Genomic DNA, 25,663 nt, shown 5'->3' with positions numbered 1-25,663 from the left:
TCGACTGGGTGGAGAACGCGCCCGAGGCGCCCGGGACGGACGCCTCGAGCGCGGTGGCGGATACCTCGGGCGCGGTGACGGACGCCTCGGACACCCGTCTGTGGGGCGAACTCGCTATCACCTCCACGAACGACGGGAACTACGACCTCCGGCACCGCGAGGACCGCGAAACTGCGGTCGGCGACCTCGCGGGCCGCGAGGTCGCCGACCTGCGAGAGACGGTCCGGTATGCCGACGACGGCCGGTATCGGCCGTTCTCCGGCGAGCGAACGCTTCCGCAGGGGTGGGTGCTGACCGACCTCGACCGAGAGGGACTGCTCTGCGCGCTCAGCATCGTGTACCCCGCGAGCGTCGAGCACTGGGCCGCCGAGCGCACGGGCAACTTCGACCCGGTGGATTTCCGGGCGGTCGCCGACCGCCAGACCGGCATCTACGAGTGCGTTTCCGACTGTTCGCGCGAGGAGGTGGCCCGGACCGTCGAAGCGTGCTGTGGAAACTGCGCAAAACGACGGACGTGGGACGCGGGCGAGAAATCCGGAGAGGGAGAACGCGACGGCGCGATTCCGTGCCGGGAGCCGTGTTCGTTTCTGGTGGCCGCGGCGCGCGAGTTTCACCAGCACGAATCGGACGGGGACCGGCAGGCGAGCGCCGAACCGACCGACGAACAGCCACGCGAAGAAGACGCGTCCGTCCCGCGCGGGGACCTGACCGACCCGGCGAACGTCTACCGGGTCCGGTACCGCCGGACGGGACGCCCGAAGAGACGACCATGAGCCAACCGAATCCAACCACCACCGGAACCGTCTCGCTCGTCGGGGGCGGGCCGGGTGACCCCGAACTCCTGACCGTGAAGGCCCGGCGACTCCTCGACGAAGCGGACATCGTCTTCCACGACAACCTCGTGGGCAACGGCGTCGTCGAATCGATTCCCGAACGAACCGCGGTCGAGAACGTCGGCAAGCGACCCGACGGCGAGCGCACGCCCCAGGCCGAAATCAACGACTTGCTCGTGCGCGAGGCGCGGGCCGGAAGGGACGTGGTCCGACTCAAGGGCGGCGACCCGACCGTGTTCGGCCGGGGCGGCGAGGAGGCCGAACACCTCGCGCGCCACGGCGTCCCGTTCGAGTTCGTACCGGGCGTGACCAGCGCCATCGCCGCGCCGAGCGCCGCCGGGGTGCCGCCGACCCACCGCGACCACGCCTCCGCGCTCGCGGTCGTCACCGGCCACGAGGACCCCGCCAAGCCCGACAGCGCCATCGACTGGGACGCGCTCGCCAGCATCGTGAGCGCCGGAGGCACCCTCGTCGTCCTGATGGGCGTGGGTCGCCTGCCCGACAACGTGGCCGCGCTCGCCGAGTCCGGCGTCGGTCGGGAGACGCCGGTCGCGATGGTCGAGCGCGCCACGCTTCCGGGCGAGCGAACCGTGACCGGGACGCTCGACACCATCGTCGAGCGCGCCCGACGGGCCGACATCGAACCGCCCGCAGTCACCGTCGTCGGCGACGTGGTGGGCGTTCGAGAGACCGTCGCCCACTGCCTGTCCGGTGGCGCGAGCGAGTTAGGTCCCGCGAGTCCGGCCGCCGCGTCCGCCGAGGACGAAATCGAGGTGAACCACCAGTGACGCCGTCTCACGTCAGCAGGTCCATCGACGGCGAGTGGACGCTCCGGAGGCTCCTGACCGAGGTCGTCGGTTCCGGGCCGAAGACCGCCGACGACATGAGCTACGAGCAGGCGAGGGAGGCGTTCGACCGCGTGCTCGCGGGCGACCCCGACCCCGCGACACTCGGGGCGTTCCTGCTGGCGAATCGCTGGAAGGAGAGCACGCCCGAGGAACTCGCGGGGTTCGTGGATTCGATGCGCGAGCGGTCGGTTCGGACCTCAGCACCGGACGCCGACCCCGTGGACTGCGGGGCCAACTACGACGGCAAGCGCAAGACCGCGGTACTGGGAGTCGCGTCGGGACTGGTCGCGGCCGCGACCGGAACCCCGGTCGTGGCCCACAGCGGCCCGAAACTCCCCGCGAAGCACGGCACGACCTACGGCGACGTGCTGGCCGAACTCGGGGTTTCGACCGACCTCGACCCCGCCGAGAGCGCCGCGATGGTCGATGCGGTCGGGTTCGGCTTCTACGCCCAATCGCGGTTCAATCCGCTCGTCCACGCCCGGCGCGAGGTCCGCGAGTCGGTCGGGGTTCGGACCTCCATCAACACGGTCGAGACGCTGGCGAACCCCGCGAACGCGAGCGCCCACTTCGGGAGCTTCTACCACCTCTCGTACGCCGAGCGCATCGCGAACGCGATTCGAGAGAGCGAGAAACTCCCGTTCGAGCGCGTCGTGATGGCCCAAGGCATGGAGGGGTACGACGACGTTCGCCCCGGCACGACGCGAGTCGCCGAGTGGTCGGGCGGCGAAGTCGCGGACGACGAAATCGAAACCGCGGATTTCGGCGCGGACTTCGACCGCGAGGACCTGCGCGTCGAAGACCTCCCCGCGGATTCCGCCCGCGTCACCGAGGACGTGCTGGCGGGCGAGCGCGACGACGCCTTCGCGGACGCCGTCGCGCTCAACGCCGGGTTCCGAATCTACGCGGGCGGCGACGCGGACTCGGTCGGCGAGGGCGTCTCGCAAGCGCGAGACGCCCTCGCCGACGGGAGCGCCGCGGCCCGACTCGACGCGCTCCGGGCGTTCGACGCGTGAGGAATTTGGACGTTCAACACGCGACGGTTCTCCGACACGGAACGCTTATTTGAATACCTGTTCAATCGTTCCACCGATGGCGCACGCTACCGACACCCGGTATCGAATCGACTGCTCGCTCGCAACGCCCGCGGGGGACGACGAATGAAAGTCGCGTTCGTCTGCGTCCAGAACGCGGGCCGAAGCCAGATGGCGACCGCGCTCGCCGAGCGCGAGCGCGGTCGCCGGGGTACGGAGTGGGTCGAAATCGTCACCGGCGGGACTGACCCCGCCGACTACGTCCACGAGGAGGTCGTCGAGGTCATGCGCGAGGAGGGCTTCGACCTCTCAGACCGAACCCCGAAAGAAGTGACGTTCGAGGACTTACAGGACTGCGAGTACGTCGTCACGATGGGATGTTCGGCCAAGGACGTGTGCCCTGCAACGTGGTCGGGCGAGAACCGCGACTGGGGACTCGACGACCCCGACGGCCGGGACCCCGACGCGGTCCGGGCGATTCGAGACGAAATCGAGGGCCGGGTCGCCGACCTGTTCGACGAACTCGAACGCGAGCGCGACGCCGAGACCGGCGTCGAGGGAACGTCAGGAACGTGACCAGCGAGACCGACAGCGAAAGAACCGATGACGAGGGACTGGCCTGCGTTTCGGCCTGTTCGCCGAGCGCGAAGTTGGTGTACAAACTGCTGGAGTACCGCGGTCGTCGGAGCCAGTCCGAGCTAATCGCGGACGGCGGTCTCTCGCGGGACGCGGTTCGGTCGGGGGTCCGGAGCCTCGAAGACTGCGGCGTCGTCGTCGAGTATCGCGACCCCGGCGACGCCCGCCGAAAGGTGTACGAACTCACCGACTGAATCGCGTCGGGTCGTCACCGAGTAGGAAAATACTTCCCTGCGGATGCCCCACGTAGAGCCATGAGTGAGTTTACTGTACGCGGACGATACCAAGCCCGAGACGGCTGGCGAAACTTCGAGACGAGCATCGACGCCACCAACGAGAACGTGGCGCGCGAACACGCCTACGCCAACTTCGGCGGGCGACACGGACTGAAGCGCACTCAGGTCGACATTTCGGAGGTCGAAGCCCGATGATGGGTGGCGGCGGCAACCCCGAACTTCAGGAGCTCTCCCAGCAGTTGCAGGAGCTCGAACAGCACAAGGAGGCACTCGAAGGCGAAATCGAGGACCTCCGCGACGAGAAGACCGAAATCGACGAGGCCATCGACACCCTCGACGCGCTCGAAACCGGGTCGGTCGTGCAGGTCCCGCTCGGCGGCGGCGCACACGTCCACGCCGAAGTGCAGGACTTGGACGAGGTCGTCGTGGAACTCGGCGGCGGCTACGCCGCAGAGCGCGAGGAGGACGACGCCGTGGACACCCTCGAAACCAAGCAGGACACCCTCGACGACCGCATCGCCGACCTCGAAGACGAGGTCGGTGAGGTCGAAGACGAGAGCAGCCAACTGGAGCAGAAGGCCCAGCAACTTCAGCAACAGCAGATGCAACAGCAGATGCAGCAGATGCAGGGCCAGCAGGACGAGGACGAGTAATCGGCGATGTTCGACAGCCTGAAGGACAAACTCGGGAGTTTTCGGAGCGACGTCGAGGAGACGACCGAGGAGAAAGCGGCGGACGCCGAAGCCGAGGCCGAAAGCGAAGCCCCGGCGAGCGCCGAATCCGAGCCGAAGGAGGCCGAACCCGACGACGACTCGACCGACGCCAGTTCGTCTAACAGCTTCGCGAAGAAGGCCAAGTCGTTCGCGAAGGGCGAAATCGTCATCGAGGAACAGGACCTCGAAGACCCGCTCTGGGAACTGGAGATGGCGCTCCTCGAAAGCGACGTGGAGCTGAGCGTCGCCAACGAGATTCTGGAGCGCATCCGCGAGGACCTCTCGGGTGCGACCCGGTCGTTCAGCGACGAGACCGCCGACGTGGTCGAACAGGCGCTCGCCGACTCGCTGCTGTCGGTCATCTCGGTCGGCCAGTTCGACTTCGACAGCCGAGTTCGGGAGGCCGACAAGCCCGTCACAATCATCTTCACCGGCGTCAACGGCGTCGGCAAGACGACGACCATCGCGAAGCTCTCGCAGTACTTCGAGGAACAGGGCCTCTCGACGGTGCTCGCGAACGGCGACACCTACCGCGCGGGAGCCAACGAGCAGATTCGAGAGCACGCCGACAACCTCGATACGAAGCTCATCGCCCACGAGCAGGGCGGCGACCCCGCGGCGGTCATCTACGACGCCGTGGAGTACGCCGAGTCCCACGACATCGACGTAGTGCTCGGCGACACCGCGGGTCGGCTCCACACCGACGAGGGCCTGATGGACCAGCTAGAGAAGATCGGTCGCGTCGTCGGTCCTGACATGGTGCTGTTCGTGGACGAGGCGGTGGCCGGACAGGACGCGGTCCAGCGAGCCAAGCAGTTCAACGACGCCGCGGAAATCGACGGCGCGGTGCTGACGAAGGCCGACGCCGACTCGCAGGGCGGGGCGGCAATCTCCATCGCGCACGTCACGGGCAAGCCCATCCTCTTTCTCGGTACCGGACAGGGCTACGACGACATCGAGCGATTCGACCCCGAAGAGTTGGTCGAGCGCCTCCTCGGGACCGACGACGAGTAGCCGCGCCCGTTTTTACGCGTACCAGTGGCGGAGCGCCACGACGACGTTCACCGCGATGAGTCCCATCGCCGCCAACCCGAGCGTGAACCACTCGACCGGGAGGTGACGGAACATCACCCAGTACGACGCCGAGAGGATGGCGAGCGCCACCACGATGTTGTACGCGTCGGACGCGAGTTCGCCAGCCAGTTGGCCGAGCGACCGGCCTCGCGGTTCGCCCGTCACGTCCGCGCGTTCACCGTTCGTTGCTACCGAATCGTCGCGTGCCTGATTTAAATCGCGTGCCATGCATTGAACTAGTGCGGTCGTGAGTTTCGAAGGGAGTAAAATAAGCGTATCGGCCGGATGGCAGCGACGCTTACTTCGAGCGTGAACGCGACTACTGTTCGCTTTTCAGTTGAAACCGAAGCGACGAACGTTGGAGTCAGAACTGGCGATTTACGGATAGAGAATCCCGCTCGGTGTCCTGGCACCGCGCTTGAGAAATCTATGATATGGGCACTTCTACTGTCGGTAGTGACGATTGCAGTCGACGTTCTCAGTCTTCGGCTCGTGCCGAAGCGTTGGAACAGCGTTGACGTGAAGGTCAGGCCGTGGGGTCTGACCGTGTCGGCGGAGAGCGCCCCCGACGAACCCGAGTAGGGACGAGGGGGCCTCCGCCTTGGTCGCACTCTAAAACCGAGTCGGTGGGTCTGACCCGAGATACGTCGGTTCGCACACGTAGGCTAGAAAAAGGCTTTAACGCCCGCGCAGTCTATCCACGAACAACGATGGTACTCGACGATTTGGGAAGCTCTCTTCGCGGTTCCCTCGGCAAACTCAGCGGGCAGTCCCGCGTGACCGAGGCGGACATCGAGGAGATTGTCAAGGAGATTCAGCGCTCGCTCCTACAGGCCGACGTAGAGGTGAGCCTCGTGATGGAGCTTTCGGACTCCATCAAAGAGCGCGCGCTGGACGAAGAACCGCCGGGCGGCACCTCCGCCCGCGACCACGTCCTCAGCATCGTCTACGAGGAGATGGTGGCGCTCGTGGGCGAGAGTACCGACCTCCCGCTCGAAGACCAGACCATCCTGCTCGCGGGGCTTCAGGGGTCGGGCAAGACCACCACGTCCGCGAAGATGGCGTGGTGGTTCGCGAAGAAGGGCCTCCGTCCGGCGGTCATCCAGACCGACACCTTCCGGCCCGGCGCGTACGACCAGGCCAAGGAGATGACCGAGCGCGCCGAGGTGGACTTCTACGGCGACCCCGACGCCGAGGACCCAGTCGAAATCGCCCGCGAGGGACTGGAGGCCACGAGCGACGCCGACGTGCACATCGTGGACACCGCGGGTCGCCACGCGCTCGAAGACGACCTCATCGCCGAAATCGAGGAGATAGAGGAGGTCGTGAATCCCGACCGGAATCTGCTCGTCCTCGACGCCGCAATCGGGCAGGGCGCGAAAGACCAGGCCCGCCAGTTCGAGGAGTCCATCGGCATCGAGGGTGTCGTCATCACGAAGCTCGACGGGACCGCGAAGGGTGGCGGCGCGCTCACCGCGGTCAACGAGACCGACTCGTCAATCGCGTTCCTCGGGACCGGCGAGACGGTTCGGGACATCGAACGCTTCGAACCCTCGGGGTTCATTTCGCGCTTGCTCGGGATGGGCGACCTCAAGCAGCTCACCGAGCGCGTCGAGCGCGCGATGGAGGAGACCCAGGAGGAAGACGAAGACTGGGACCCCGAGGACATGCTCAAGGGCGAGTTCACCCTGAAGGACATGCGCCGACAGATGACGGCGATGAACAACATGGGACCGCTCGACCAGGTGATGGACATGATTCCCGGACTGGGCGGCGGCCTGATGGACGAACTCCCGGACGACGCGATGGACGTGACTCAAGACCGGATGCGGCGTTTCGAGGTCATCATGGACTCGATGACCGAAGCCGAACTCGAACACCCGCGAGCCATCGGTGCGAGTCAGGTCGAGCGCATCGCCCGCGGGAGCGGGACCGACGAGGAGACGGTCCGCGAACTCCTCGAACAGCACAAGATGATGTCCCAGACCCTCAAACAGTTCCAAGGGATGGGCCAGGGCAACATGGAGCGCATGATGAAGAAGATGCAGGGCGGCGGAGGCGGTGGCGGCGGTATGGGCGGGATGGGGCCGTTCGGGTAGAACTGTTCGGTCGTTCGGACTCGGTTTCTGTTCAGTTCACGAATTTCGATTAATCCACGCGCACCATTCCTCGAAATCCTCCGCACCGCAGTCCTCCGCAATGCTACTTAGCGTTCCGCGTGGTATCGTTTTCTTCGTGTCCGGCACCGTCACTCGACGTACCTTACCGTCGTGGGGCGACCGCCATTTTAGCGTGACGTGGCTTCCAGTCCGTGAGGCGACGACGTAGCTATTGTCGGTCAGTACCTTCAGAATCTCGCGGCCGGTGATGTTTTTCGACGCCACGCGTTCACAGCCACGGCGCGTCACTTTCCGGGACTTCATCGTCCGGATGGTTCGTGGCTTCCTCGTGGGACTCCAGTGCGTCGGCGAGCATTCGGAGTGCTTCCGCTCGCGTCTCACCGAACGAAGCAACTCCAGTCAAGCGGTCTTTCGCCGTGACCCGACCATCCGACTCTTGGATAAATTCGACGCCGTCCGGGTCGGTGTCTTTCGCAGAACTCGCCATTATGTGTACGTTGGTCCGCACTTCTGATAAATGTTCGTCCGGCGACTTCGCGCCGTACCACATTTTATTCCACAAAATCACGTGATTCGTACGCACCGTTTCGATACCGACCGACACACCGCTTTTTTGTCCGCTCACCGTGACGTACCGATAGATGTCCGTCCGCGATGTGGCCGAGCAGGCCTACCGAGAAGCCCTCCCCGTCCTGGCGATAAGCGCGGTCGGCGGCCTGTTCGCGGGCCTCGTTCTCGGCGGGATGCGAGCCGACCTCCGGACGGTCTCGGGCCTGCTCGTCCTCGTTCCAGCCCTGCTAGCGACTCGGGGAAACGTCTACGGCGCGATGGGCGCGAAGCTCTCGACCGCGCTCCATCAGGGTCTGGTCGAACCGAAGCCCGTGCCCGACGACCGTCGGGTGTACACCGCGGTCGCGGCCGCGATGCTCAACGGCGTCGCCATCAGCGTCTTCGCCGCGGGGGTCGCCTACGCGGTGTTGGTCGCGCTCGCGCGACCCACCGCCTCGCTCGCCACGCTCGCGGCCATCGCGCTCGTCGCGGGGATTCTGTCTGGTATCGCGCTGACGATTATCGTGGTCGCGGTGGTGTTCGCGGGCTACCGCCGGGGGCTGAATCCCGACACACTTGTCGGGCCGGTGGTCACGACCACGGGCGACGTGTTCGGGATGGCCGCGCTGCTGGTCGCGGTCCGACTCGTCGTTTCGCTCGGGGGCGGGTAGATGCAAGCGACGTGGACCGTCCGGGGTATCACCCGGGCGATGGCACCCCTGCTCGTGGTGCTCGCCGTCGTGGAGGTCGGGAGCGGCCTCGTTCTCGACACCTTCGGGGCCCAACTGTTGAGGTACCCTTCGCTGCTCGTCCTCGTACCGGTGATGATAGGCACCGCGGGCAACCTCGGGAGCATCCTCGCGGCTCGACTCTCGACCGCGTTCCACCTCGGCACGCTGTCGTTCGACCCCGCGGACGACGAACTCGCGGGCAACGCGGTCGCAACCGTCGCGCTCGCGGCGACCGTCTTTCCGCTGGTGGGCGCGGGTGCGTGGCTACTGGCGTTTCTGACCGGCGGGTCGGAACTGTTCGTCGGCACGGTGGTGGCGGTGGCGCTCGTCTCGGGACTCGCTCTCGCGGTCATCGCAATCGTCGTGACGCTGGTCTCGGCCTACGCCGCGTATCGCTTCGAACTCGACCCCGACGACGTGGTGATTCCGGTGGTGACGAACGTGTGTGACGTGCTAGGGGTCGTCGTGCTGTTTCTCGTGGTTCAGGTGTTGGTGTGAGTAGAGCGAGCACCGAAGAGTGAACGAAGTTAGTAAATAAGACGTACGTAGCCAACTCGCCCTTCTGCACCGACGGAATCGACGACGACCGTGTCGAGTTCGAGGTCGGGGGTACCGAATTCTGGCAGACTCGTTTTCGGCAGAATTATTTTAGCAGGTGTTGCACGCCGATGGCCATTACGAATGCAATCAGTACGGTTGCGGCAGTCCAAGCGATAAAACGACCGCCAGAGAGATCCTGTCGCGTCGTGTTTACAACAATTCCGATTGCCGAGAGAACTAACCCGACAGCGACGACCTCCGTGGTGATGTACTCAGCCATATACATAATATATCAATATAGCCATTATAAATTTTTTGTTTTATAGTATTTGAATACTTATGCGCCAGTTAATCCGAGTTCTCAAGCAGTACGGCGGTCAAAATTCAAAACGCGAGTCGGTGGCGTTTCGAACGCTCGAACCTAGCCCGGCCCCGAAAGTGTACGCGAGAGTGTGTGCTTCGCCGCGGACACGGCTGAGAACACCGGAACTGTCACCGAGTTCATCTACAACGACCTCGACTCCGAGACGGTCTTCCATTCGTTCCTCGACGTCGGTCTTCGTCCCGATGTTGTCGGCCAGACCAGATTCAACCGCCTTCTCTCCGATGAAAACCCTTGCCTCGGTCTCTTTGAGTGTCTTTTTATCGAGACCTATATCCTTGCTCATTCGGTCAATAAATAAATCGTGAAACGTATCTGCGATAGTCTGTAGGTGCTCTCGCTCGTGTTCCTCAAGTTCTTTGTACGGTGTCATGATTTCCTTATACTCCGCAGTTGTGATACTTTCGTATGACACCCCGATTTTGTCGGCTAGTTCGTTAACCCGGAACTGGGAAAACTTCACTCCAATACTGCCGACCATGCTCGCACGGCGGACCCAGACTTCGTCGCATCCGGCCGCAATCCAACAACCGCCGCTCGCACAAACTTCGGTTGCGTAAGCGATGGTCGGTCCATCGAACTCTTCAAGCGCGAGGCGTATATTTTCGCTCGGTATGATACCTCCCCCACCCGTGTTTAATTTCACTATCAGTCCTTTGATATTGTCCGCATCGTCGGCCGCTTCGATCTCGTCTACGACTTCGCTGGCGGAAACAGTGCTCCCTCCCAGCGGGTTTGAACTCTCTCCTTCAGCGATTGTTCCATCTATCGTGATTTTCCCGACGTTGTGCCCTGGAATGGCCGAATTCACCAGTTTCGTGACTACAATGGTTCCAACGGTGACGGCCAATACGGTCAACGTGATGCCACCTAACTCAGTCGGTGTCGATGGGAGACGAAAGAACAGAACGTAACTGACTCCCGTTACGGCGAGGACTCCAGCGATGAGGAGAGCTAATCTCCCCACCTTCTTCGTTAATTTCATTTAACGCATGATTTTTAATATCGACATATAAATTTACTCATATAGGTTTCAGATTCTGGTAAATATTATATTAGGGAGTTTACAGAGGCGTTTACTTTCCGAATAGCCTACCCTTAGTAAAGTTTAAATTTAGTTAATTCAGATTATCCATCATGAGTAATCCGTTCGAACGATACGAGCGCATTCAAGCGGCCAAATCTCCAAGGTTCGATTCAGACGGTCGCCGGTTGTCTTTCCTCCGTTACACGACCAATGGGCAACATCTATGGGTGATGGATGGTTCGGACGCATGGCCGGAACAACTGACTTACGGTCCGTGGCGAGTGGCATTCAGTTCTTGGTCACCTGAGACCGACACTATCATCTTCGGCGCGGATAGGGACGGGACCGAACGTATCCAGTTGTACCATCTTGAATTGGCCGAGGATGCCGCAAAACTCCGTGCGGCAGGAAGTCGAGACGACGCCCCAATAACGAAACTCACCGACGAACCCAGAGCGATACACCGCTGGGGTGGGTGGAGTTCTGACGGGTCACGAATCGCCTTCTCCGCGAATCGACGTTCCCCACGGGACTTCGACATCTACGTTAAACCGATTCACGACTCTGATAACGATGCGAGACTCGTCCGAAAAGAGACCGGAAAGACAGAAGTGAGTGGCTGGTCACCAAACGACGAGCAACTCCTCGTGCGACGGTCCGAGTCGAAGCTCGACCAGCACCTTCACTTCGTTTCGGTAGAAACGGGAGACACGACGCGGATAACTCCGGAAACGGAGCGAGTCCGGTTTCTAAGTCCACAATGGGGTCCTGATGGTGAGTTCGTCTACTGTGTAACAGACTATCAAAATGACCGGCTGTATTTTGCACGCATCGACCCTGACGAGCAGGATATACTCCCGCTCTTACAGTACGAAGAGAGCAACGTCGAGAGCGTCGCAGTCTCCTCCGAAAGCGGACATTTCGTTGCGTATCGAAACCAAGATGCGTACACCGATTTGATTTCTGGAACGGTATCGGGAGCGGAGGAGGTCGAGCGATTGCCGAAGCCTGAACTTCCGGCAGGCGTCGGCGGCGGTGGTGCGTTCGACGGCGACGGGTCTCAGTTTGCTCTCCCGTTCGTCACGTGTTGTGAGACGATGAACGTTTACGTCGTTTCGATGGAGTCCGGGAGTATCGAACAGTGGACCGATGTCTCGATGGCTGGAATCCCCTCTACCGACTTTGTGGATGCCGAACTCATACAGTACGAGAGTTTTGACGGCCTAAACGTTCCGGGGTTTTTCAGTCTTCCTCCCCAGACCTCCAAGGAAGGAGTACCGGTCGTGATCGATATTCACGGTGGCCCTCGAAGTCAGCGTCGACCAGGCTTCAACGCTTTCAAACAGTATCTTCTCCACCGGGGGTTCGCAGTGTTCGAGCCGAACATTCGCGGGTCGTCCGGCTATGGGAAGCAATACGCAGCGCTAGACGACGGTCGGCAACGAATGGATGCCGTGGCCGACGTAGCGGAGGCGGTTGCGTGGCTCAACGACCACCCAGTCGTTGACGCCGACAGAACCGCGATTATGGGTGCATCGTACGGCGGATTCGTCACGTTGTCCGCACTCTACTCGTATCCAGACCTTTTCGCGGCAGGCATCAGTATTTGCGGCATCACCGACTTCACGACGTTCTTGGAGAACACAAGCGAATGGCGACGAACGCGACGAGAGCGAGAATACGGGAGCCTCTCCGACGACCGAGAGTTTCTCGAACGAATCAGTCCGCTCTCGAACGCCGACCAAATTGCCGCCCCATTACTCGTAGTTCACGGCGAGAACGACCCTCGTGTTCCCGTCTCTGAAGCCAAGCAACTGATTGAGGTACTACGAGACGCAGAGGTCGAAGTTAAGTCAAAAATACTTGATGACGAAGGTCACGGTATCTCGAAAGGCGAAAATCGTGTAGAAGTTTACAACGAGATTGCGGATTTTCTCGAACATAACACGTAAGGCGTGTATAAACGAACGGCCTCCATTTCTAGCCACAGCGTGCAATCGGTATTTGAATCCCGCATCCACCCCTATTTTACCATCGTTAGATATATTATACTCAGATATAGATACTACGATGAATTAAACAATATTAGTTATGTATTTCCCATCGCGTCGTTCGAAGAAGTTCGCACGAGAAGCGGTTCCCAGAACGCGACCGTATCGGGCGAGAGACGGCAAAAACGATGATGGATAAACACGCAGAACCCAGCGGTGAGTCTCCGGTAATTAATGTGTCGAATCTTGAGAAGAGATACGGGTCCGGAGAAAGCGAGGTCACTGCGGTTGACGACGTTTCATTCTCGATAGAGAAGGGAACTGTCATCGGACTGCTTGGCCCAAACGGTGCTGGGAAGACGACAACTATCAAGATGATACTCAACCTCGTCAAGCCGTCAAGTGGAGAGGTTGAAATCGAAGGTGCCGACCCTCAAAGCGAGAGCGAGAGCGTTTACCGAGACGTGGCAGCATTACTCGAAGGAGCGAGAAACGCGTACTGGCAACTCACTCTTCGGGATAACCTACACTTTTTTTCGGGATTGAATGGTTTCGAGTACGACGAAGAGCGAGCGACCGAAATAATTTCCGAGGTAGGGTTATCTGAAAAGTCGGGCGAACCGATTCGGAACTTTTCGCGAGGTATGAAGCAAAAAGCGGCGTTCGCGTGTGCGTTGATTCAGAAGCCGTCGGTCCTGTTCCTCGACGAACCGACGCTAGGACTCGACGTTGAAGCCGCTCAAAACCTTCGGCGGATAATCAAGGAATTGGCCGAAGAGGACCGGACGGTAATCATCAGTAGTCATAATATGGATCTCATACAGGACATCTGTGACCGAGCAATCATCATGAGCGACGGACGTGTGATTGCAGACGACGAAGTTCAGAATCTCATTCACGTGTTCAACACGAAACGGTATCGCTTCTCAGTGTCCGGCGCATTCGGGTCGGAAATTCGAAACGCACTTGCGGAGTTTCAGACGAACGACTTCGAGGAGACCGAAGACGGAGTCAAGTTCGAAGTACTCCTTGGTGCGGACGAGAATTTCTATCCACTCATCGACCGTTTGCGCGAAGCGGGAGCCATCGTGGAGAACGTCGATTCATTGGACGACGACTTGGAGAAGGCGTTCGTCCGGGCTGTCGATGAAAGCACGGAATCGGAACCGCGGGGCGTGGTACAATGAGCAGCATCCTCGCGCTCGCAAAGAGCATCGTTCGAAAGGCGTTGATACTCCGGTACAGGTACTTCCTCAACACGGCCGGTAACTTCGCGATGTTGTACCTCTTGTTTTTGTTAGTTTTCTTCGGCGGGCAGCGGTTTGCTGAGCAGGCAGTTTCCCAGTCGCTCGAAGGCATAATAGTAGGCGTCTTCCTGTTCTCGACCGCCCAGGTCGCATTCAGTCGTATCGCATTCGATATCACGAACGAGGCTCAGTGGGGAACGCTCGAACACTTGTACATGACACCATTTGGCTTCGACATCGTAATGCTGTTCAAGAGCATCGTGAACGTACTCATCAGTTTTCTGTTCGGGATTGTGCTACTATTACTCATGATGGTCACGTCAAGCACATATCTCGATATCCACCCACTCACGATTACTGTCCTTGGATTGTTGACTCTTTCGTCAGTTATCGGTCTCGGATTTATCATCGGTTCCATCGCGATTATATATAAACGAGTGGAAAACATGTTCAACCTCATGCAGTTCGGCTTCATCGCGTTTTTGTCCGTCCCCATCGGCGAACACGTACTTGTGAAAGCGCTGCCGCTTTCCTTCGGAAACCACCTCATAGGCATCGCTCTGACCAGAAATTTGCGGCTATGGGAACTCCCGGCATCGGACTTAGCGTTTCTCACCGTTCACGCGGTTGGGTATCTTCTCATCGGGATGGGATGCGTTCGGTTCACGTCTGAAGTCGCGCGAAAACGCGGTGCACTCTCTCACTACTGACTTACTTTTTAATTTATCATTGGCGATGGCGTCTACAGTTCGTGCAGAAATAACTTTTCAGATTTTATATAATAGATGAAAATGAGAGTCACTCTCGTATCGACCTGTCCTTCTGATCCGTCCGAGATATATTGGGTCGAAATTAAGGAACGTCGCTTTCCAATAGAGGATATCTAATGGTGTAGAACCAAGTGGCCTTCAAATCATTTTATTCTGTAAAAGACAAGGCTACCGCTAGTAAATTATTAGTTAAATATAATTTATTTAGTTCCGGAATATTTAAGTTACCGCGTTCTGATATATGAGTTGGGTAACTTGTTACCCGGAGAATCATGAACTCGGAAATGACTGACCTCACCGAAGAGGTCTCGGACGAAGAGGACGTTTGGAAAGGCAGTGTCGCTCTCATCAGCCTGTAACGATGTCGAGCGAAATGACTGACCTCACCGAAGAGGTCTCGGATGAAGAAGACGTCTGGAAGGGCAGCGTCGCTCTCATCAGCCTGTAACGATGTCGAGCGAAATGACTGACCTCACCGAAGAAGTGAACGGTGAGGAGGAGATAATCCAGGACACTTGGTTCTGGATTAATCTTTAGAGAAACCATCTTTTTTGATATGGACGAGATTACAACCATAACCGAACAGCTGTCTGTATCGGCAGACGACTGGCTCAATTCGCATCTCTCAAACTTCGACCCGTTGGTTTTCGAATCGGGCGCGATGAAACAGATTCGTCGCAAGGCGTTCATCGAGATGGCGATGATGGTGTATATCGACGAGAGACTGGGAGATCAGAACCGCCACAAAGGGTTTCGAGACCTGCTGGTAGAACGGGCGAACGAGCGTCACTACTACGAACTGCTTCTCCGCAATCCCAGCAAGCTCCGTTTCCACGGTCCAGCTTTGGTGTACGCACACGCCCTAAACGAACTACAGCAGCCCGCAACGCGAGCGTTAGAGTCCGCGATGGGACGAGATTCAGCGTGGGCCGTAGAGCGAAAACCCTGCGCCCTCATCGACGTGAGCCACCTGTGTAAACTCGCCGGACGCCCGGACATAGCCCCGAAGATGAGGGCGGTCATCGAATTTGGCGCACAATGTAATCCGCCAGGTATTATCGAGTCGGAGTTGAAAACGGTTTACGCGTTGACTCACGACGTTCTCTTTTGGCATCACTTCGGTTTCGAACATCCCGAGTATCCCTCGGAAACCACGCCGGGAAATGCCGACGACCGGTATCGGGGGCTCGTACTGCGATACTTGGCGGAAGAGAACTACGACATCGTTCTCGAACTCGTTCTCTGTGGTGTACTTCAACGGGCACTCTCCCCGACGACCGTCCGAGTCGTTCTAAAAATTGTGCTTGACTCGACCGAGGAGGCGGGCTACGTTCCGGGTCCCGACATGGACGAGAGCGGCCTCATCAGCGCAGGCGTAGACGAAATCAGCGAGGCCGAAATAAGCGATACCGCGGAGACGGAGTGGAGAAAGAACTACCACACAAACCTCGTCGCCACAGTGGCTGCTCGAATCATCGACCACCACTGGGAGCGCTTCCTCGCCGAAACATCGCGACCGACCCACAACTGTACGGCAAGAGAGTTAGAAGAGTTGGGTTCGGTTCTGAAAGCCTTCGCGAAGTATGACCTCAAGACCGGGGCTTCACGACTGACCGACGTAGCCGACAGTCGCGTCGCCGAGGCATTTCCCGACGTCATCGCCGACACCGTGGCGTTTCTCAAAGACCAGCGGAATCAAAATGGCAATTACGGCTACTGGACGGACGAGCGGCTACTGTTCGAAGCGAGCGAAGACCGAACTGGCTCGTTCGAGGCCGACCTCGTCGAACCGATTGCGGAGGAGTGTGAGACCGCGATTCAGACCTTCGAGAATAGGTGACCGAGAGAACGGACCTGCGGTGTAGCCAGTTCGGATACTGGCCAAAAACAGTGTGTTTTAACGAGTATCGAGGTAGCGACGAAGCAGAGCCGCTCCGAACAAGACACCGCCGAGAACGAGAAAAACGATTGGAGTCCCGTTTTTAACGCTTGCGTCGGAGATTCCAGCGAAATCGAGTACTTCGAGTCGGTTCACCAATCCCACGTACCACAGAACGAGATACAGCGCTTCGAAGGTCCGGCTTTGTTCGCTCCAAACCCCCAGAACGAGCGCAAACGAAGGAACGAACACGATGGCTGCTGCGTAACCGGCAAGCGAACCGACCACGCCGGATGCAACGAGGCGGCCGACAACACCTCCAGTCATTGCGACTACAAGGAGGGCACCGACGCACCACTCTGAGAACAGTTGTCGGAGCGGCCATCGAGACGAAAAGATCAGCGGTGCCGTCTGATGTTGAGTTGGGCGAACGCCCATCTTCGACCACACGAACAGCGGCCATCCGAGCCCGAGGGGAAGCAGTATCTCGCGACTCATCGACAGCGGGACAACTGGAAGGAGACCCACAACGGCAATAGCGATAGCACCGATGTACCACCATCGAGGGAGCGGCTTGAGCGCGAGTCGGACCTCTGCCAAGAGGAGTCGTTTGAATCCGCCAGCGTTCCGTTCGGTGACGGGAGTGAGCGAGATATTCGAAGGGGCGACCGAATCGCTCAAAGCGGTCGCTGTGACCACGTTTTCGGCTTCCTCGTCGGTAAGAGAGCTGTCGCTCGTATCAGAACGAGCGGTCGGGTCGAAGCGGTCGAACAGCGGAACACTTAGTGACACGATGACGACCCCGAATAGAGCGATAATGCCACGTTGAGCGTACACCCACGGTGGCCACGTACTACCATTCCAGGTGAATGTCGATACCTCGCCGGTGATTATGCCAAACGACGGCGGCCCACCCGCATAGTTCGAGACGGTATTGAGGAGAGCGTCGGATGTCATGGCATACACAGTGAGATACCCGAATACATCGGCAAACTGAATTGCAAAGGGAACTGAGTCAACTATCGTACCGACCGCCGTGAGAGCGCTGAACGCCGTCACCGCTCCGAAAAAGTAGACGATGTTTCCGAGAGTTCCGTTGAGGCGGTCGGTAGTCTCGAACAGAATCGAGACCGCACCGACTAGCGCACCGAGCGGAAGACCAAGCAAGAACACAGGCGTGACGAGCGTGACCACGTCGGTCGAACCGACGCCGTGAACCGCATGGTTGACCACCGTCGCACCGGCGAGTGTCCCCAGCATGACAGCTACGACCGCGACGTTGCTCATCCACTTTCCAAGGAGATAGGTGCGGTCGGTGGTGCAGGTAGACGCGACGAGCGTCCCAACCCCGGTTGAACGGTCCCGAGAAAGGACGTTTTTGAGCACGTAGAAGCCCGCGATACCGACAAAAAAGGCTCCCGTGAGTCCAGCTTTCATGCCTATCCAAGCAGCGTTTCCAATACCACGGTAGAATTCGGCTCCACCAGTCTGTTGCTGGTAATAGAGGCTGATATCCCCCACGTTGACCAGATATCCGATGTAGGCAATTGTAGCTAGAACGACGAGAAAACGCTTCGAGCGAGTACGCTGCAAGAAATCTGCCCGAGCGACGTGGTACACTCGGCGGAGGCTAGGCACGGACACCACCGTCGATGGTCTGAAGATAGGCGTCTTCAAGCGTCGGTTCGACGGTCGTCGCCGACGCTGTGGGTGGCGATTTGGCTATCACTCGTGCTCGGACACCATTCCGCTGCTGGACCGTACTGCTCACCCGATACTGCTCCCTAACCGTTTCGAGTTCGTCACGGGAGACGACGAATTCGTAGACATCGCCGCTGACACGCTCAATGAGTGAGCCGGGGTCCGTATGCGTGAGGAGGTTCCCGTCGTCGAGGAGTGCGACGCTGTTCGCGGTTGCCTCGATATCGGGGACGATGTGTGTCGAAAGGACGACGACGCGGTCTGCGGCCATCTCCGAGAGGACGTTTCGAAAGCGGACCCGCTCCTCGGGGTCGAGGCCGACGGTGGGTTCGTCTACCACCAGAAGGTCCGGGTCGTTGAGCAACGCCTGCGCGATGCCGACGCGCTGGCGCATCCCACCCGAGAACGTTTTCAGTTTTTCGTCACGCTCCTGTTGGAGATTCGTGAGCTCGAGCAGTTCCGCAATCCGGGCGCTCGTCGTTTCGGAATTGAGACCGCGAAGCGCACCGATGTATTCGAGAAACTCCTCAAGAGTCAGGTCGGGGTACACGCCAAAGTCCTGCGGGAGATACCCCAAAACCGACCGAACTGTGTCAGGTGACTCGGTGATGTCGGTATCGTTCCAGTAGGCCGTCCCTTCGGTCGGTGCCATGACTGTCGTCAACATCCGCATGAGAGTGGACTTTCCGGAACCGTTTGGGCCGAGAAGCCCGTGGATTCCCGTCCCAAGTTCGAGGTCGATTTCTTTGACACCCCACGTCGTAGACGAGTACCTCTTCCCGAGGTTATTAGTTCTGAGCTCCATTAGTTATACTTGGGTATTAAGTCGAAGTTATAAAAAGACTTCTAAAAAGAACTATTATATGATTTCCAATAGGAGTTCGATGGCGGTAGATACAGTACAAAAATGGGGTACGGGTCTCCGACCCGCTATCAATCGACTCAAAATATTCTATCGAAGCTAATTCGTTATACTACACCACTCCCCCGCGTCTCGAACGCCTCGTACTCCTCGTTCTCCAAAATCCCGCTCAGTTTCTCGACTACTTCCCGCACATCCCGATAACCGACGTACAACGGCGAGGGACACACCCGAACCACGTCCGGCGGCCGGAAATCCACGACCACACCGCGCTCTTTCAGCGCCTCGCTCACCCGATACGCCTCGGGATGCTCGACGGCGACGTGGCCGCCCCGGCGGTCGGGGTCGCGAGGCGTCCCCACCTCGCACTCCGGCAGGCGCTCGTCCACGAGGAACATCAAATACTCGGTCAGATTCAGCGACTTCTCTCGGACCGCCTCCACCGTCGTCTCGGCGAACACGTCGAGCGACCCCGCGAGCGGCGCGGCCGAGAGGACCGGCACGGTCCCGATTTGGTAGGCTCCGGCGTCGTCGGCGGGCGTGTAGGTCGGATTGAGTTCGAACTGCGTCTCCTTGTCGTGGCCCCACCACCCCGCGAGGGCGGGCGTCTCGCCGAAGTGGCGTTCGTTGACGTACAGGCCCGCAATCGCACCCGGCCCGGCGTTGAGGTACTTGTAGCCACACCAGACCGCGAAATCGACGCCGATATCCGAGAGGTCGTGGGGGACGACGCCGACCGAGTGGGCGAGGTCGAATCCCGCGAGAGCGTCGTGGTCGTGGGCGGCGTCGGTGAGTCGCTCGATGTCGAACAGTTGGCCGCTCCGGTAGAGGACTGACGGCATGAACACGATGGCGGTGTCGTCGTCGATGGCGTCGAGGACGTCGTCCTCCTCGATAGTCCGGCCGTCTCGGCTCTCGACCACCGTCAGCGCCTCGTCGGGGTCCGCGCCGTGCTGTCGGAGTTGGGCGCGGATGGCGTAGTGGTCGGTCGGGAAGTCGAGTTCGTTCACGACGATTTTCGACCCCTCGGCGCGGTCGTAGAAGGTGCCGACGAGCGTGTGGATGTTGACCGTCGTGGAGTTTCCGACCACGACCTCGTTCTCGTTCGCGCCGACGAGCGGCGCGAGTCGGTCGCCCAGTTTCTCGCCGTAGTGGAACCACGGCGGGTCGGCGTCGGTCCATCCCCGGATGCCGAGGTCGCGCCACTCCGAGACGGCCGCGTCGAGCGCGTCCTCGGCGTCCGTCGAGAGCAGACCGAGGGAGTTGCCGTCCATGTACTGGGCGTCGTCGGTGTCGTAGAAGCGGTCTGCGAGGTGCGCGAGCGGGTCGGCGTCGTCGCGCCGGGCCGCGAAGTCGGCCCCGAGTTCGAACTTAGATTCCAGTTCGGAGTCGTCCATGCCCGAATCGTTCGGCGGAGCCGATATATTCCTTGGCACTCTCAGAAACGGGCGCGAAGGGGGTGGCGACTCGCCACCCCCCTCGCGCCAGACTCAAAAACTCCTTACCGCCGGAACGCCGAGGTGAAGATATGACCAGAGAACCCCCGGCGACGAACGAGGGTTGGTACGCGCTGCACGATTTCCGCACGGTCGATTGGGACGCGTGGCGGGCCGCGCCCGAGCGCGAGCGCGAGGCCGCGCTCGCGGAGGGCATCTCGTTCCTCCGGCACCACACGGAGGTGGCCGACGCCGAGGATGGTTCGTCGGCCGTCTTCTCGATGCTCGGGCACAAGGCCGACCTGCTCGTGGTCCACTTCCGGCCGACGATGGCCGACCTCGACACCGCCGAGCGCGCGTTCGAGGACACCGCGTTCGCCGGGTACACCGAGAAATCGAACTCCTACGTCTCGGTCACGGAGGTCGGCGGCTACACCAACGAGGAGATGGCCGCGGACCCCGAGGACATCGAGGACACCGGCCTCGCGCGGTACGCCGAGAGCAAACTCTACCCGGATATCCCGGACAGTGAGTTCGTCTGCTTCTACCCGATGAACAAGCGCCGCGCGCCAGGCGAGAACTGGTACGACCTCCCGTTCGACGAGCGCGCCGAGATGATGTCCACTCACGGCGACATCGGCAAGACCTACGCCGGAAAGGTCACGCAGGTCATCTCCGGCTCCATCGGCTTCGACGACTACGAGTGGGGCGTGGACCTGTTCAGCAACGACCCGGTCGTCATCAAGGACCTGCTGTACGAACTCCGATTCGACGAGAGCAGTTCGAAGTACGCCGAGTTCGGGCCGTTCTACTTCGGCCGACAGTTCCCGCCCGAGGACCTCCCGGCGTTCATGGCGGGCGAGGCGGTTCCCGCCGAGGGCGAGGAGGGCGACAGTGGGCATCACCACGGCGAGAGCGGCCATCATCACGGCGAATCCGAGAGCCACCACGGTCACGGAGACGAGGGCGGTCATCATCACGGTGGTTCGGACGGCGGCCACCACGGCGGCGACTCCGACGACGACTCCGAGAGCATCCGGGGCGAACTCGAAGACCTCGACATCTACGCGGGCCAGCCCCACGGCGAGGACGTGTACGCGATGGTCCTCTACTCGGAGGCCGACCCCGAGGAACTGTTCGAGGAAGTGGACGGCCTGCGGAAGAACTTCGACCACTACGACACCCACGTCAAGACCGCGGTGTATCAGACTCGGGAGGCGCGACGCGCCTCCGAAAACGCGAGCGGTGAAACCGCGAGCGACCGCGACGCGACCGAAGACGGTCGCTCGGCGGTCGTGAGCATCTGGAAGACTCAGAGCGCGGCCGACACCGCGGGCGGATTCCTCGCCGACCTGCCGGGAATCGTCGCGCGAGCGGGCGAGGAAAGCGGTTTCGGCACGATGGGGATGTTCTACACCGTCAAACCCGAGCACCGCGAGGACTTCGTGGAGAAGTTCGAGACGGTCGGCGGCGTCCTCGAAGACACCGACGGGCACCTCGAAACCGACCTGCTGGCCAACCGCGAGGACGAGAACGACATGTTCATCGCGAGCCAGTGGGAGTCGAAAGACGACGCGATGGGCTTCTTCCGGAGCGACGCCTTCACCGACACCGTCTCGTGGGGCCGGGACGTGCTTGCCGACCGACCGCGCCACGTCTTCTTGGCGTAGTCGCGGAGAGTCGGATTTCGGTGTCGGCCGTGTGCGAGCGCGCGGTGAAAGTGAAATATTCGAAGAAATTCTCGACGCAGTCTGTCGGTTTCCGGATGAAACGGAGGGGTCGGAATCGGCTGGGAGGCACCGCGAGTCGAGGTATCGACGCGTAACGCCGCAACCAAAACCCCCATCAAGACAGGAGCAAAAGTGTCCGGTAGAGAAATCGGAGGCCCCACATGACAAAACGACAGATACACCTCCCCGACGAGATGGAGGCGTCGCTCGAAGCGTTCATCGCGGAGGTAGACGACCGACTCGCGGGCGAGGAAGACACCTGCGAGGTGGTCGAGGAGGTGCTGGTCGATTTGCACGGCGACCGGGACGCCTACGACCGGTGGCAGGACGGCGAGACCGTCTCGCCCGCCGAGCGGGTCCGACTCCAGAGCTACGACCCCTGTAACGCCACCCTCGAAAGCGAGTACTACGCCGAGAAGGACGAGGAGAAGTTCAAGCGCTCGAAGCACCTCCAGTGGCTCTGGCGGCAGTTCGACGCGACCCCGATGGCCGACAACGTCGAGTTCGCGCTCCGATTCCGCGCGATGCTCGCCGACCACCTCTTCGAGGAGTGTGGCGACGGCTGTCGGTTCTTCAAGGGCATCTCGTTCACCTACGGTCACAACATCACCGTCGGCGACAACGTCGTGGTCCACGACGACGTGCATCTCGACGACCGCGGAAAGCTGACAGTCGGCGACCGGGTCTCCGTCTCGGACAGCGCGCACGTCTACACCCACGACCACGACGTGGTGGACCAGACCGAGGTCACGAACTACCACACCGTCATCGGGGACGACGCGCGCATCACCTACGATTCGATGATTCGAGCGGGCGTCCGAATCGGCGAGAACACCATCGTGGCGGCCAAGTCGGTCGTCCAGCGCGACGTGCCCGACCACCACATCGCGGCGGGAACCCCAGCCAAGAGCATCAAGGTCAAGCCCGGATGGGAGGACGTGGCCGCCCCCCTCGACGCCGAGGGCGGCGACAAGGAAGACCGGCGCATCGAGTACGACGTCCCCGACGACATCGACGTGTTCGACGAGTTCCAGCGCGACCTGCAACCGCCGAACGAGCGATAGGTGCAACCACGTCACTTTTCTCCCGTCGTGTCGTGAGTTCGACGCATGGAGCGGCGCGCATATCTGCGGTCGGTGACCACGGGACTGGCCGGAGTCACCGGAATGACGGGGTTCGCGGGATGCTTGCGAACGGGGGGGACCGAGCAGACGGCCACGACGACGGAGGCGGTCCAGTTCCGCACCGAGACCGTCACGATGGAACTCGAAATCCCGTGGGGAGCGGCGTTCGACCCCGAGGGAGTCCTCTACCTCACCGAGCGACCGGGGCGAGTCCAGCGAGTGACGCCCGAGGGCGAGGACCGCGAGGAGGTCGCGGACTTCACCGACCGAATCGCCCACGAGGGCGAAGGCGGCCTGCTCGGACTCGCGTTCCACCCCGGCGACCCCGACTTTGCGTACACCTACGGCACCTACGACGCCGACGACGGACTCGTGAATCGCGTCGTTCGCCACCGGGTGGACGAGGGCTTCGCGACCGACGGCGTCGTCGTGGACGACATCCCGGCGGGGTCAATCCACGACGGGGGTCGCATCGCGTTCGGGCCGGAGGGCGCGCTCTACGTCACCACGGGCGACGCGGGCGAGGGCGAGCGCGCACAGGACCGCGACTCGCTCGCGGGCAAGGTCCTCCGGGTGACGCCCGACGGCGACCCCCACCCGGACAACCCCGGCGAGGGCGGCCCGCGAGTGTTCACCTACGGCCACCGGAATCCGCAGGGGTTGGCGTGGCGCGACGGCACCCTGTTTTCGACCGAGCACGGTCCCGACCACGACGACGAGATAAACGTCCTCCGGGCGGGGAACAACTACGGCTGGCCCGACGTGATGGGACCGAGCGACGACGAGACGTTCACCGACCCCATCGAGTCGTACACGCCGACCATCGCGCCCGCGAGCGCGACGTTCTACGACGGTCCCATCGACGACTGGCAGGGCGATTTCTTCTTCGGAAATCTCGCCGGGCGACACCTCCGGCGGGTCCGCATCGACGGTGAGGAAGTCGTCGAACAGGAGCGCCTGCTCGACGAGGAGTACGGCCGACTCAGGAGCGTGTTCACCGGACCGGACGGCCACCTCTACGTCGCGACCAGCAATCAGGACGGCCGGGGGACGCCCGCGCCCCAAGACGACCGTATTCTCCGGATTCAGCCCGCTTGAGCCTGTTTTCGGGCGTCGAGTGAGTGACGGCGTTCAGTCGCGTCGCGCGGTGACACAGCCGCCGAAATCGGCTGGTGAGACAGTCCACCCGAAAACAGCCGGTGAGATAATCCTCGGGTGGGACTGAAAGGGGCCGCCCGGTCGCGTGCAGTTTAGTCGTCTGTGCAGGCCACTATTTGCGCCGGGCAGTGCGGAGAGGCGCAAATATCCTGCACAGCGACCGCGACCGGGCGGGGGCTTTCGAGGCGTTTACGGTCTCGAATGCCCCACAATCGCGAAACAAGACTGGACCGGAGCGTTCAAAAACGAAATCACGATGTTCGGTCGTTTTCCCGACCGAAAGCCTTTCAAAAACACGGTCAGAACCCTTCAGCAATGCGGAAAAGCGGCCCGCCGAAAGGCCTCATCTCGTATCTCGTCCTCGAACTCTTAGACGAGAAGCCGCGATACGGGTACGAAATCCTCAAGGAGATTCAGACGATAAGCGGCGGCCACTGGGAACCCTCCTACGGGTCGGTGTACCCCATCCTCTACAAGTTCGAGGAGAAGGGGTGGGCCGAGCGCATCGAGCGCGAGGACGAACCCGACCGCAAGTACTTCGAACTCACCGACGCGGGTCGCGAGGAACTCCGCGAGAAGCGCACCGAGAGCGGAAGCAAGGCGCGAGACTTCGCCGACGTAATCTTGGGCTTCTACCACGTCTTCGTCGCGTTCGCCACCGACGACCGATTCGAGGTCGAGGACCACGACGGCGAGTGGCGGTTCGACGAGGCGTTCAGCGAGTGGATGATAGAACAGATTATCCGCCACCACGAGCGCGACTTCGGCGACTTCGAGCGGATTCCCGACACGCCCGAGGAGTTCTACGACCGGATGGGATTGGACGACGAGGAGTGAACCCGGAGCGAGTTCGATTCGCGACGGGCACTCGAATCGAGAAACGAAATTGGTTGTCGTGTTTCTCCGCGCCAGTCGCCAAGGAGACGGTTCTCGGCACGCCGACCGAGAGTGCCGTAAATCGCTTAAACACGTTTCTCAACCCGTTTCGAACGCGTTTTCAACGGGAATCTAAGTGGGTTTTCGTACAACAGTAAAGCGGGTG

General features: G+C 60.8%; 27 protein-coding genes and 1 pseudogene. 20 read left to right on the top strand and 8 right to left on the bottom strand.

Annotated elements, in window-relative coordinates:
- Positions 1–8 precede the first annotated feature (8 nt).
- The 8 genes and pseudogenes from EKH81_RS19950 (at position 9) to ftsY (ending at position 5,314) form a co-directional block, all read left to right on the top strand.
- Positions 9–773 carry a DR2241 family protein gene (locus EKH81_RS19950; protein WP_394352035.1) on the top strand — a complete coding sequence of 255 codons (765 nt, stop codon included), beginning with the start codon at positions 9–11 and terminating at the stop codon, positions 771–773.
- Positions 770–1,621: a uroporphyrinogen-III C-methyltransferase gene (gene cobA, locus EKH81_RS04295; protein WP_132059128.1), complete on the top strand. Its 852-nt coding sequence runs from the start codon at positions 770–772 to the stop codon at positions 1,619–1,621. The genes EKH81_RS19950 and cobA overlap by 4 nt, the downstream gene beginning before the upstream one ends.
- Positions 1,618–2,697, top strand: coding sequence for an anthranilate phosphoribosyltransferase (locus tag EKH81_RS04290; RefSeq protein WP_238392116.1), 1,080 nt, complete (start codon positions 1,618–1,620; stop codon positions 2,695–2,697). Before cobA ends, EKH81_RS04290 begins: the two co-directional genes overlap by 4 nt.
- 144 nt (positions 2,698–2,841) lie before the next feature.
- Entirely contained in the window at positions 2,842–3,291 is a 450-nt protein-coding gene (locus EKH81_RS04285) for an arsenate-mycothiol transferase ArsC (protein WP_132059127.1), read from the top strand.
- A complete protein-coding gene (locus EKH81_RS04280) occupies positions 3,288–3,545 on the top strand; it encodes a winged helix-turn-helix domain-containing protein (RefSeq protein WP_132059126.1) in 258 nt (85 codons plus the stop codon). The genes EKH81_RS04285 and EKH81_RS04280 overlap by 4 nt, the downstream gene beginning before the upstream one ends.
- Positions 3,546–3,605: 60 nt before the next feature.
- The gene (rpl18a, locus tag EKH81_RS04275) at positions 3,606–3,782 is read left to right on the top strand and encodes a 50S ribosomal protein L18Ae (RefSeq protein ID WP_132059125.1); all 177 of its coding nucleotides are present in this window, start codon (positions 3,606–3,608) and stop codon (positions 3,780–3,782) included.
- Positions 3,710–4,240, top strand: a pseudogene (pfdA, locus tag EKH81_RS19250) (prefoldin subunit alpha); the annotation flags it as partial. The gene rpl18a and the pseudogene pfdA, both read left to right, overlap by 73 nt.
- A gap of 6 nt (positions 4,241–4,246) precedes the next feature.
- Positions 4,247–5,314, top strand: coding sequence for a signal recognition particle-docking protein FtsY (gene ftsY / locus EKH81_RS04270; protein WP_202935058.1), 1,068 nt, complete (start codon positions 4,247–4,249; stop codon positions 5,312–5,314).
- Positions 5,315–5,326: 12 nt separating this feature from the next.
- Here ftsY and EKH81_RS04265 read toward each other — a convergent pair whose 3' ends face one another.
- A complete protein-coding gene (locus EKH81_RS04265; protein WP_132059124.1) occupies positions 5,327–5,602 on the bottom strand; it encodes a hypothetical protein in 276 nt (91 codons plus the stop codon).
- 228 nt (positions 5,603–5,830) lie between these two features.
- Here EKH81_RS04265 and EKH81_RS19720 point away from each other — a divergent pair, with 228 nt between their 5' ends.
- Positions 5,831–5,956, top strand: a complete 126-nt coding sequence (locus tag EKH81_RS19720) for a hypothetical protein (protein WP_274380476.1) — start codon at positions 5,831–5,833, stop codon at positions 5,954–5,956.
- A 128-nt stretch (positions 5,957–6,084) separates the two neighbouring features.
- Positions 6,085–7,473: a signal recognition particle protein Srp54 gene (locus tag EKH81_RS04260; protein ID WP_132059123.1), complete on the top strand. Its 1,389-nt coding sequence runs from the start codon at positions 6,085–6,087 to the stop codon at positions 7,471–7,473.
- A gap of 36 nt (positions 7,474–7,509) precedes the next feature.
- Here the strand turns inward: EKH81_RS04260 and EKH81_RS04255 are convergent, their stop codons facing one another.
- Both EKH81_RS04255 and EKH81_RS04250 read right to left on the bottom strand, forming a co-directional pair.
- On the bottom strand, positions 7,510–7,797 hold the full coding sequence (locus EKH81_RS04255) for a type II toxin-antitoxin system HicA family toxin (RefSeq protein ID WP_132059122.1): 288 nt from the start codon (positions 7,795–7,797) through the stop codon (positions 7,510–7,512).
- Positions 7,763–7,981 (bottom strand): type II toxin-antitoxin system HicB family antitoxin, encoded by a 219-nt coding sequence (locus EKH81_RS04250; RefSeq protein WP_132059121.1) that lies wholly within the window; start codon positions 7,979–7,981, stop codon positions 7,763–7,765. Before EKH81_RS04250 ends, EKH81_RS04255 begins: the two co-directional genes overlap by 35 nt.
- Before the next feature lie 154 nt (positions 7,982–8,135).
- Here EKH81_RS04250 and EKH81_RS04245 point away from each other — a divergent pair, with 154 nt between their 5' ends.
- Complete coding sequence (locus tag EKH81_RS04245) at positions 8,136–8,714, top strand: magnesium transporter (RefSeq protein WP_132059120.1); 579 nt, start codon at positions 8,136–8,138, stop codon at positions 8,712–8,714.
- Entirely contained in the window at positions 8,715–9,272 is a 558-nt protein-coding gene (locus EKH81_RS04240; protein WP_132059119.1) for a magnesium transporter, read from the top strand. It begins immediately after the preceding gene.
- A 145-nt stretch (positions 9,273–9,417) separates the two neighbouring features.
- On the opposite strand, the gene EKH81_RS04235 is transcribed toward EKH81_RS04240, so the two are convergent.
- The gene (locus EKH81_RS04235) at positions 9,418–9,594 is read right to left on the bottom strand and encodes a hypothetical protein (RefSeq protein ID WP_162224488.1); all 177 of its coding nucleotides are present in this window, start codon (positions 9,592–9,594) and stop codon (positions 9,418–9,420) included.
- A gap of 97 nt (positions 9,595–9,691) precedes the next feature.
- On the bottom strand, positions 9,692–10,681 hold the full coding sequence (locus EKH81_RS04230) for a S49 family peptidase (RefSeq protein ID WP_132059118.1): 990 nt from the start codon (positions 10,679–10,681) through the stop codon (positions 9,692–9,694).
- 152 nt (positions 10,682–10,833) lie between these two features.
- Here EKH81_RS04230 and EKH81_RS04225 point away from each other — a divergent pair, with 152 nt between their 5' ends.
- The 4 genes from EKH81_RS04225 (at position 10,834) to EKH81_RS04210 (ending at position 16,571) form a co-directional block, all read left to right on the top strand.
- Positions 10,834–12,675, top strand: a complete 1,842-nt coding sequence (locus tag EKH81_RS04225) for a S9 family peptidase (protein WP_132059117.1) — start codon at positions 10,834–10,836, stop codon at positions 12,673–12,675.
- A 227-nt stretch (positions 12,676–12,902) separates the two neighbouring features.
- Positions 12,903–13,901, top strand: coding sequence for an ABC transporter ATP-binding protein (locus EKH81_RS04220; protein WP_132059116.1), 999 nt, complete (start codon positions 12,903–12,905; stop codon positions 13,899–13,901).
- Positions 13,898–14,671, top strand: a complete 774-nt coding sequence (locus EKH81_RS04215; RefSeq protein WP_132059115.1) for an ABC transporter permease — start codon at positions 13,898–13,900, stop codon at positions 14,669–14,671. The genes EKH81_RS04220 and EKH81_RS04215 overlap by 4 nt, the downstream gene beginning before the upstream one ends.
- Positions 14,672–15,287: 616 nt before the next feature.
- Positions 15,288–16,571, top strand: a complete 1,284-nt coding sequence (locus EKH81_RS04210) for a DUF6895 family protein (RefSeq protein ID WP_132059114.1) — start codon at positions 15,288–15,290, stop codon at positions 16,569–16,571.
- Positions 16,572–16,628: 57 nt separating this feature from the next.
- Here EKH81_RS04210 and EKH81_RS04205 read toward each other — a convergent pair whose 3' ends face one another.
- The 3 genes from EKH81_RS04205 to kynU form a co-directional block, all read right to left on the bottom strand.
- Positions 16,629–18,248, bottom strand: a complete 1,620-nt coding sequence (locus tag EKH81_RS04205; RefSeq protein ID WP_132059113.1) for a hypothetical protein — start codon at positions 18,246–18,248, stop codon at positions 16,629–16,631.
- Positions 18,241–19,116, bottom strand: coding sequence for an ABC transporter ATP-binding protein (locus EKH81_RS04200; RefSeq protein WP_132059112.1), 876 nt, complete (start codon positions 19,114–19,116; stop codon positions 18,241–18,243). Before EKH81_RS04200 ends, EKH81_RS04205 begins: the two co-directional genes overlap by 8 nt.
- A 164-nt stretch (positions 19,117–19,280) precedes the next feature.
- Complete coding sequence (gene kynU / locus EKH81_RS04195; RefSeq protein WP_132059111.1) at positions 19,281–20,570, bottom strand: kynureninase; 1,290 nt, start codon at positions 20,568–20,570, stop codon at positions 19,281–19,283.
- A 131-nt stretch (positions 20,571–20,701) separates the two neighbouring features.
- Between kynU and EKH81_RS04190 the strand changes: the two genes are divergently transcribed.
- The 4 genes from EKH81_RS04190 (at position 20,702) to EKH81_RS04175 (ending at position 25,458) form a co-directional block, all read left to right on the top strand.
- The gene (locus tag EKH81_RS04190) at positions 20,702–22,279 is read left to right on the top strand and encodes a heme-binding protein (RefSeq protein WP_132059110.1); all 1,578 of its coding nucleotides are present in this window, start codon (positions 20,702–20,704) and stop codon (positions 22,277–22,279) included.
- Between the two features lie 221 nt (positions 22,280–22,500).
- A complete protein-coding gene (locus tag EKH81_RS04185; protein WP_132059109.1) occupies positions 22,501–23,403 on the top strand; it encodes an acyltransferase in 903 nt (300 codons plus the stop codon).
- A gap of 45 nt (positions 23,404–23,448) precedes the next feature.
- Positions 23,449–24,561 carry a PQQ-dependent sugar dehydrogenase gene (locus tag EKH81_RS04180; RefSeq protein WP_132059108.1) on the top strand — a complete coding sequence of 371 codons (1,113 nt, stop codon included), beginning with the start codon at positions 23,449–23,451 and terminating at the stop codon, positions 24,559–24,561.
- A 375-nt stretch (positions 24,562–24,936) separates the two neighbouring features.
- Positions 24,937–25,458 (top strand): PadR family transcriptional regulator, encoded by a 522-nt coding sequence (locus EKH81_RS04175; protein WP_132059107.1) that lies wholly within the window; start codon positions 24,937–24,939, stop codon positions 25,456–25,458.
- Positions 25,459–25,663 lie beyond the last annotated feature (205 nt).

The organism is Halorussus amylolyticus (assembly GCF_004143485.2).
Classification (GTDB): Archaea; Halobacteriota; Halobacteria; order Halobacteriales; family Haladaptataceae; genus Halorussus; species Halorussus amylolyticus.
Note: the sequence above shows the minus strand (reverse complement) of the source record. Positions and strands in the feature narration are given on the sequence as shown.

Bases quoted from the DNA above. Each gene is read 5' to 3' on its own strand.
- EKH81_RS04185 (WP_132059109.1), top strand. From the start codon at position 22,501: ATGACAAAACGACAGATACACCTCCCCGACGAGATGGAGGCGTCGCTC.
- EKH81_RS04200 (WP_132059112.1), bottom strand. From the start codon at position 19,116: ATGGAGCTCAGAACTAATAACCTCGGGAAGAGGTACTCGTCTACGACG.
- EKH81_RS04175 (WP_132059107.1), top strand. From the start codon at position 24,937: ATGCGGAAAAGCGGCCCGCCGAAAGGCCTCATCTCGTATCTCGTCCTC.
- EKH81_RS04210 (WP_132059114.1), top strand. From the start codon at position 15,288: ATGGACGAGATTACAACCATAACCGAACAGCTGTCTGTATCGGCAGAC.
- EKH81_RS04245 (WP_132059120.1), top strand. From the start codon at position 8,136: ATGTCCGTCCGCGATGTGGCCGAGCAGGCCTACCGAGAAGCCCTCCCC.
- rpl18a (WP_132059125.1), top strand. From the start codon at position 3,606: ATGAGTGAGTTTACTGTACGCGGACGATACCAAGCCCGAGACGGCTGG.
- EKH81_RS04235 (WP_162224488.1), bottom strand. From the start codon at position 9,594: ATGGCTGAGTACATCACCACGGAGGTCGTCGCTGTCGGGTTAGTTCTC.
- EKH81_RS04240 (WP_132059119.1), top strand. From the start codon at position 8,715: ATGCAAGCGACGTGGACCGTCCGGGGTATCACCCGGGCGATGGCACCC.
- cobA (WP_132059128.1), top strand. From the start codon at position 770: ATGAGCCAACCGAATCCAACCACCACCGGAACCGTCTCGCTCGTCGGG.
- ftsY (WP_202935058.1), top strand. From the start codon at position 4,247: ATGTTCGACAGCCTGAAGGACAAACTCGGGAGTTTTCGGAGCGACGTC.
- EKH81_RS04180 (WP_132059108.1), top strand. From the start codon at position 23,449: ATGGAGCGGCGCGCATATCTGCGGTCGGTGACCACGGGACTGGCCGGA.
- EKH81_RS04190 (WP_132059110.1), top strand. From the start codon at position 20,702: ATGACCAGAGAACCCCCGGCGACGAACGAGGGTTGGTACGCGCTGCAC.
- EKH81_RS04265 (WP_132059124.1), bottom strand. From the start codon at position 5,602: ATGGCACGCGATTTAAATCAGGCACGCGACGATTCGGTAGCAACGAAC.
- EKH81_RS04260 (WP_132059123.1), top strand. From the start codon at position 6,085: ATGGTACTCGACGATTTGGGAAGCTCTCTTCGCGGTTCCCTCGGCAAA.
- EKH81_RS04285 (WP_132059127.1), top strand. From the start codon at position 2,842: ATGAAAGTCGCGTTCGTCTGCGTCCAGAACGCGGGCCGAAGCCAGATG.
- kynU (WP_132059111.1), bottom strand. From the start codon at position 20,570: ATGGACGACTCCGAACTGGAATCTAAGTTCGAACTCGGGGCCGACTTC.
- EKH81_RS04215 (WP_132059115.1), top strand. From the start codon at position 13,898: ATGAGCAGCATCCTCGCGCTCGCAAAGAGCATCGTTCGAAAGGCGTTG.
- EKH81_RS04230 (WP_132059118.1), bottom strand. From the start codon at position 10,681: ATGAAATTAACGAAGAAGGTGGGGAGATTAGCTCTCCTCATCGCTGGA.
- EKH81_RS04225 (WP_132059117.1), top strand. From the start codon at position 10,834: ATGAGTAATCCGTTCGAACGATACGAGCGCATTCAAGCGGCCAAATCT.
- EKH81_RS04250 (WP_132059121.1), bottom strand. From the start codon at position 7,981: ATGGCGAGTTCTGCGAAAGACACCGACCCGGACGGCGTCGAATTTATC.
- EKH81_RS04220 (WP_132059116.1), top strand. From the start codon at position 12,903: ATGATGGATAAACACGCAGAACCCAGCGGTGAGTCTCCGGTAATTAAT.
- EKH81_RS04255 (WP_132059122.1), bottom strand. From the start codon at position 7,797: ATGAAGTCCCGGAAAGTGACGCGCCGTGGCTGTGAACGCGTGGCGTCG.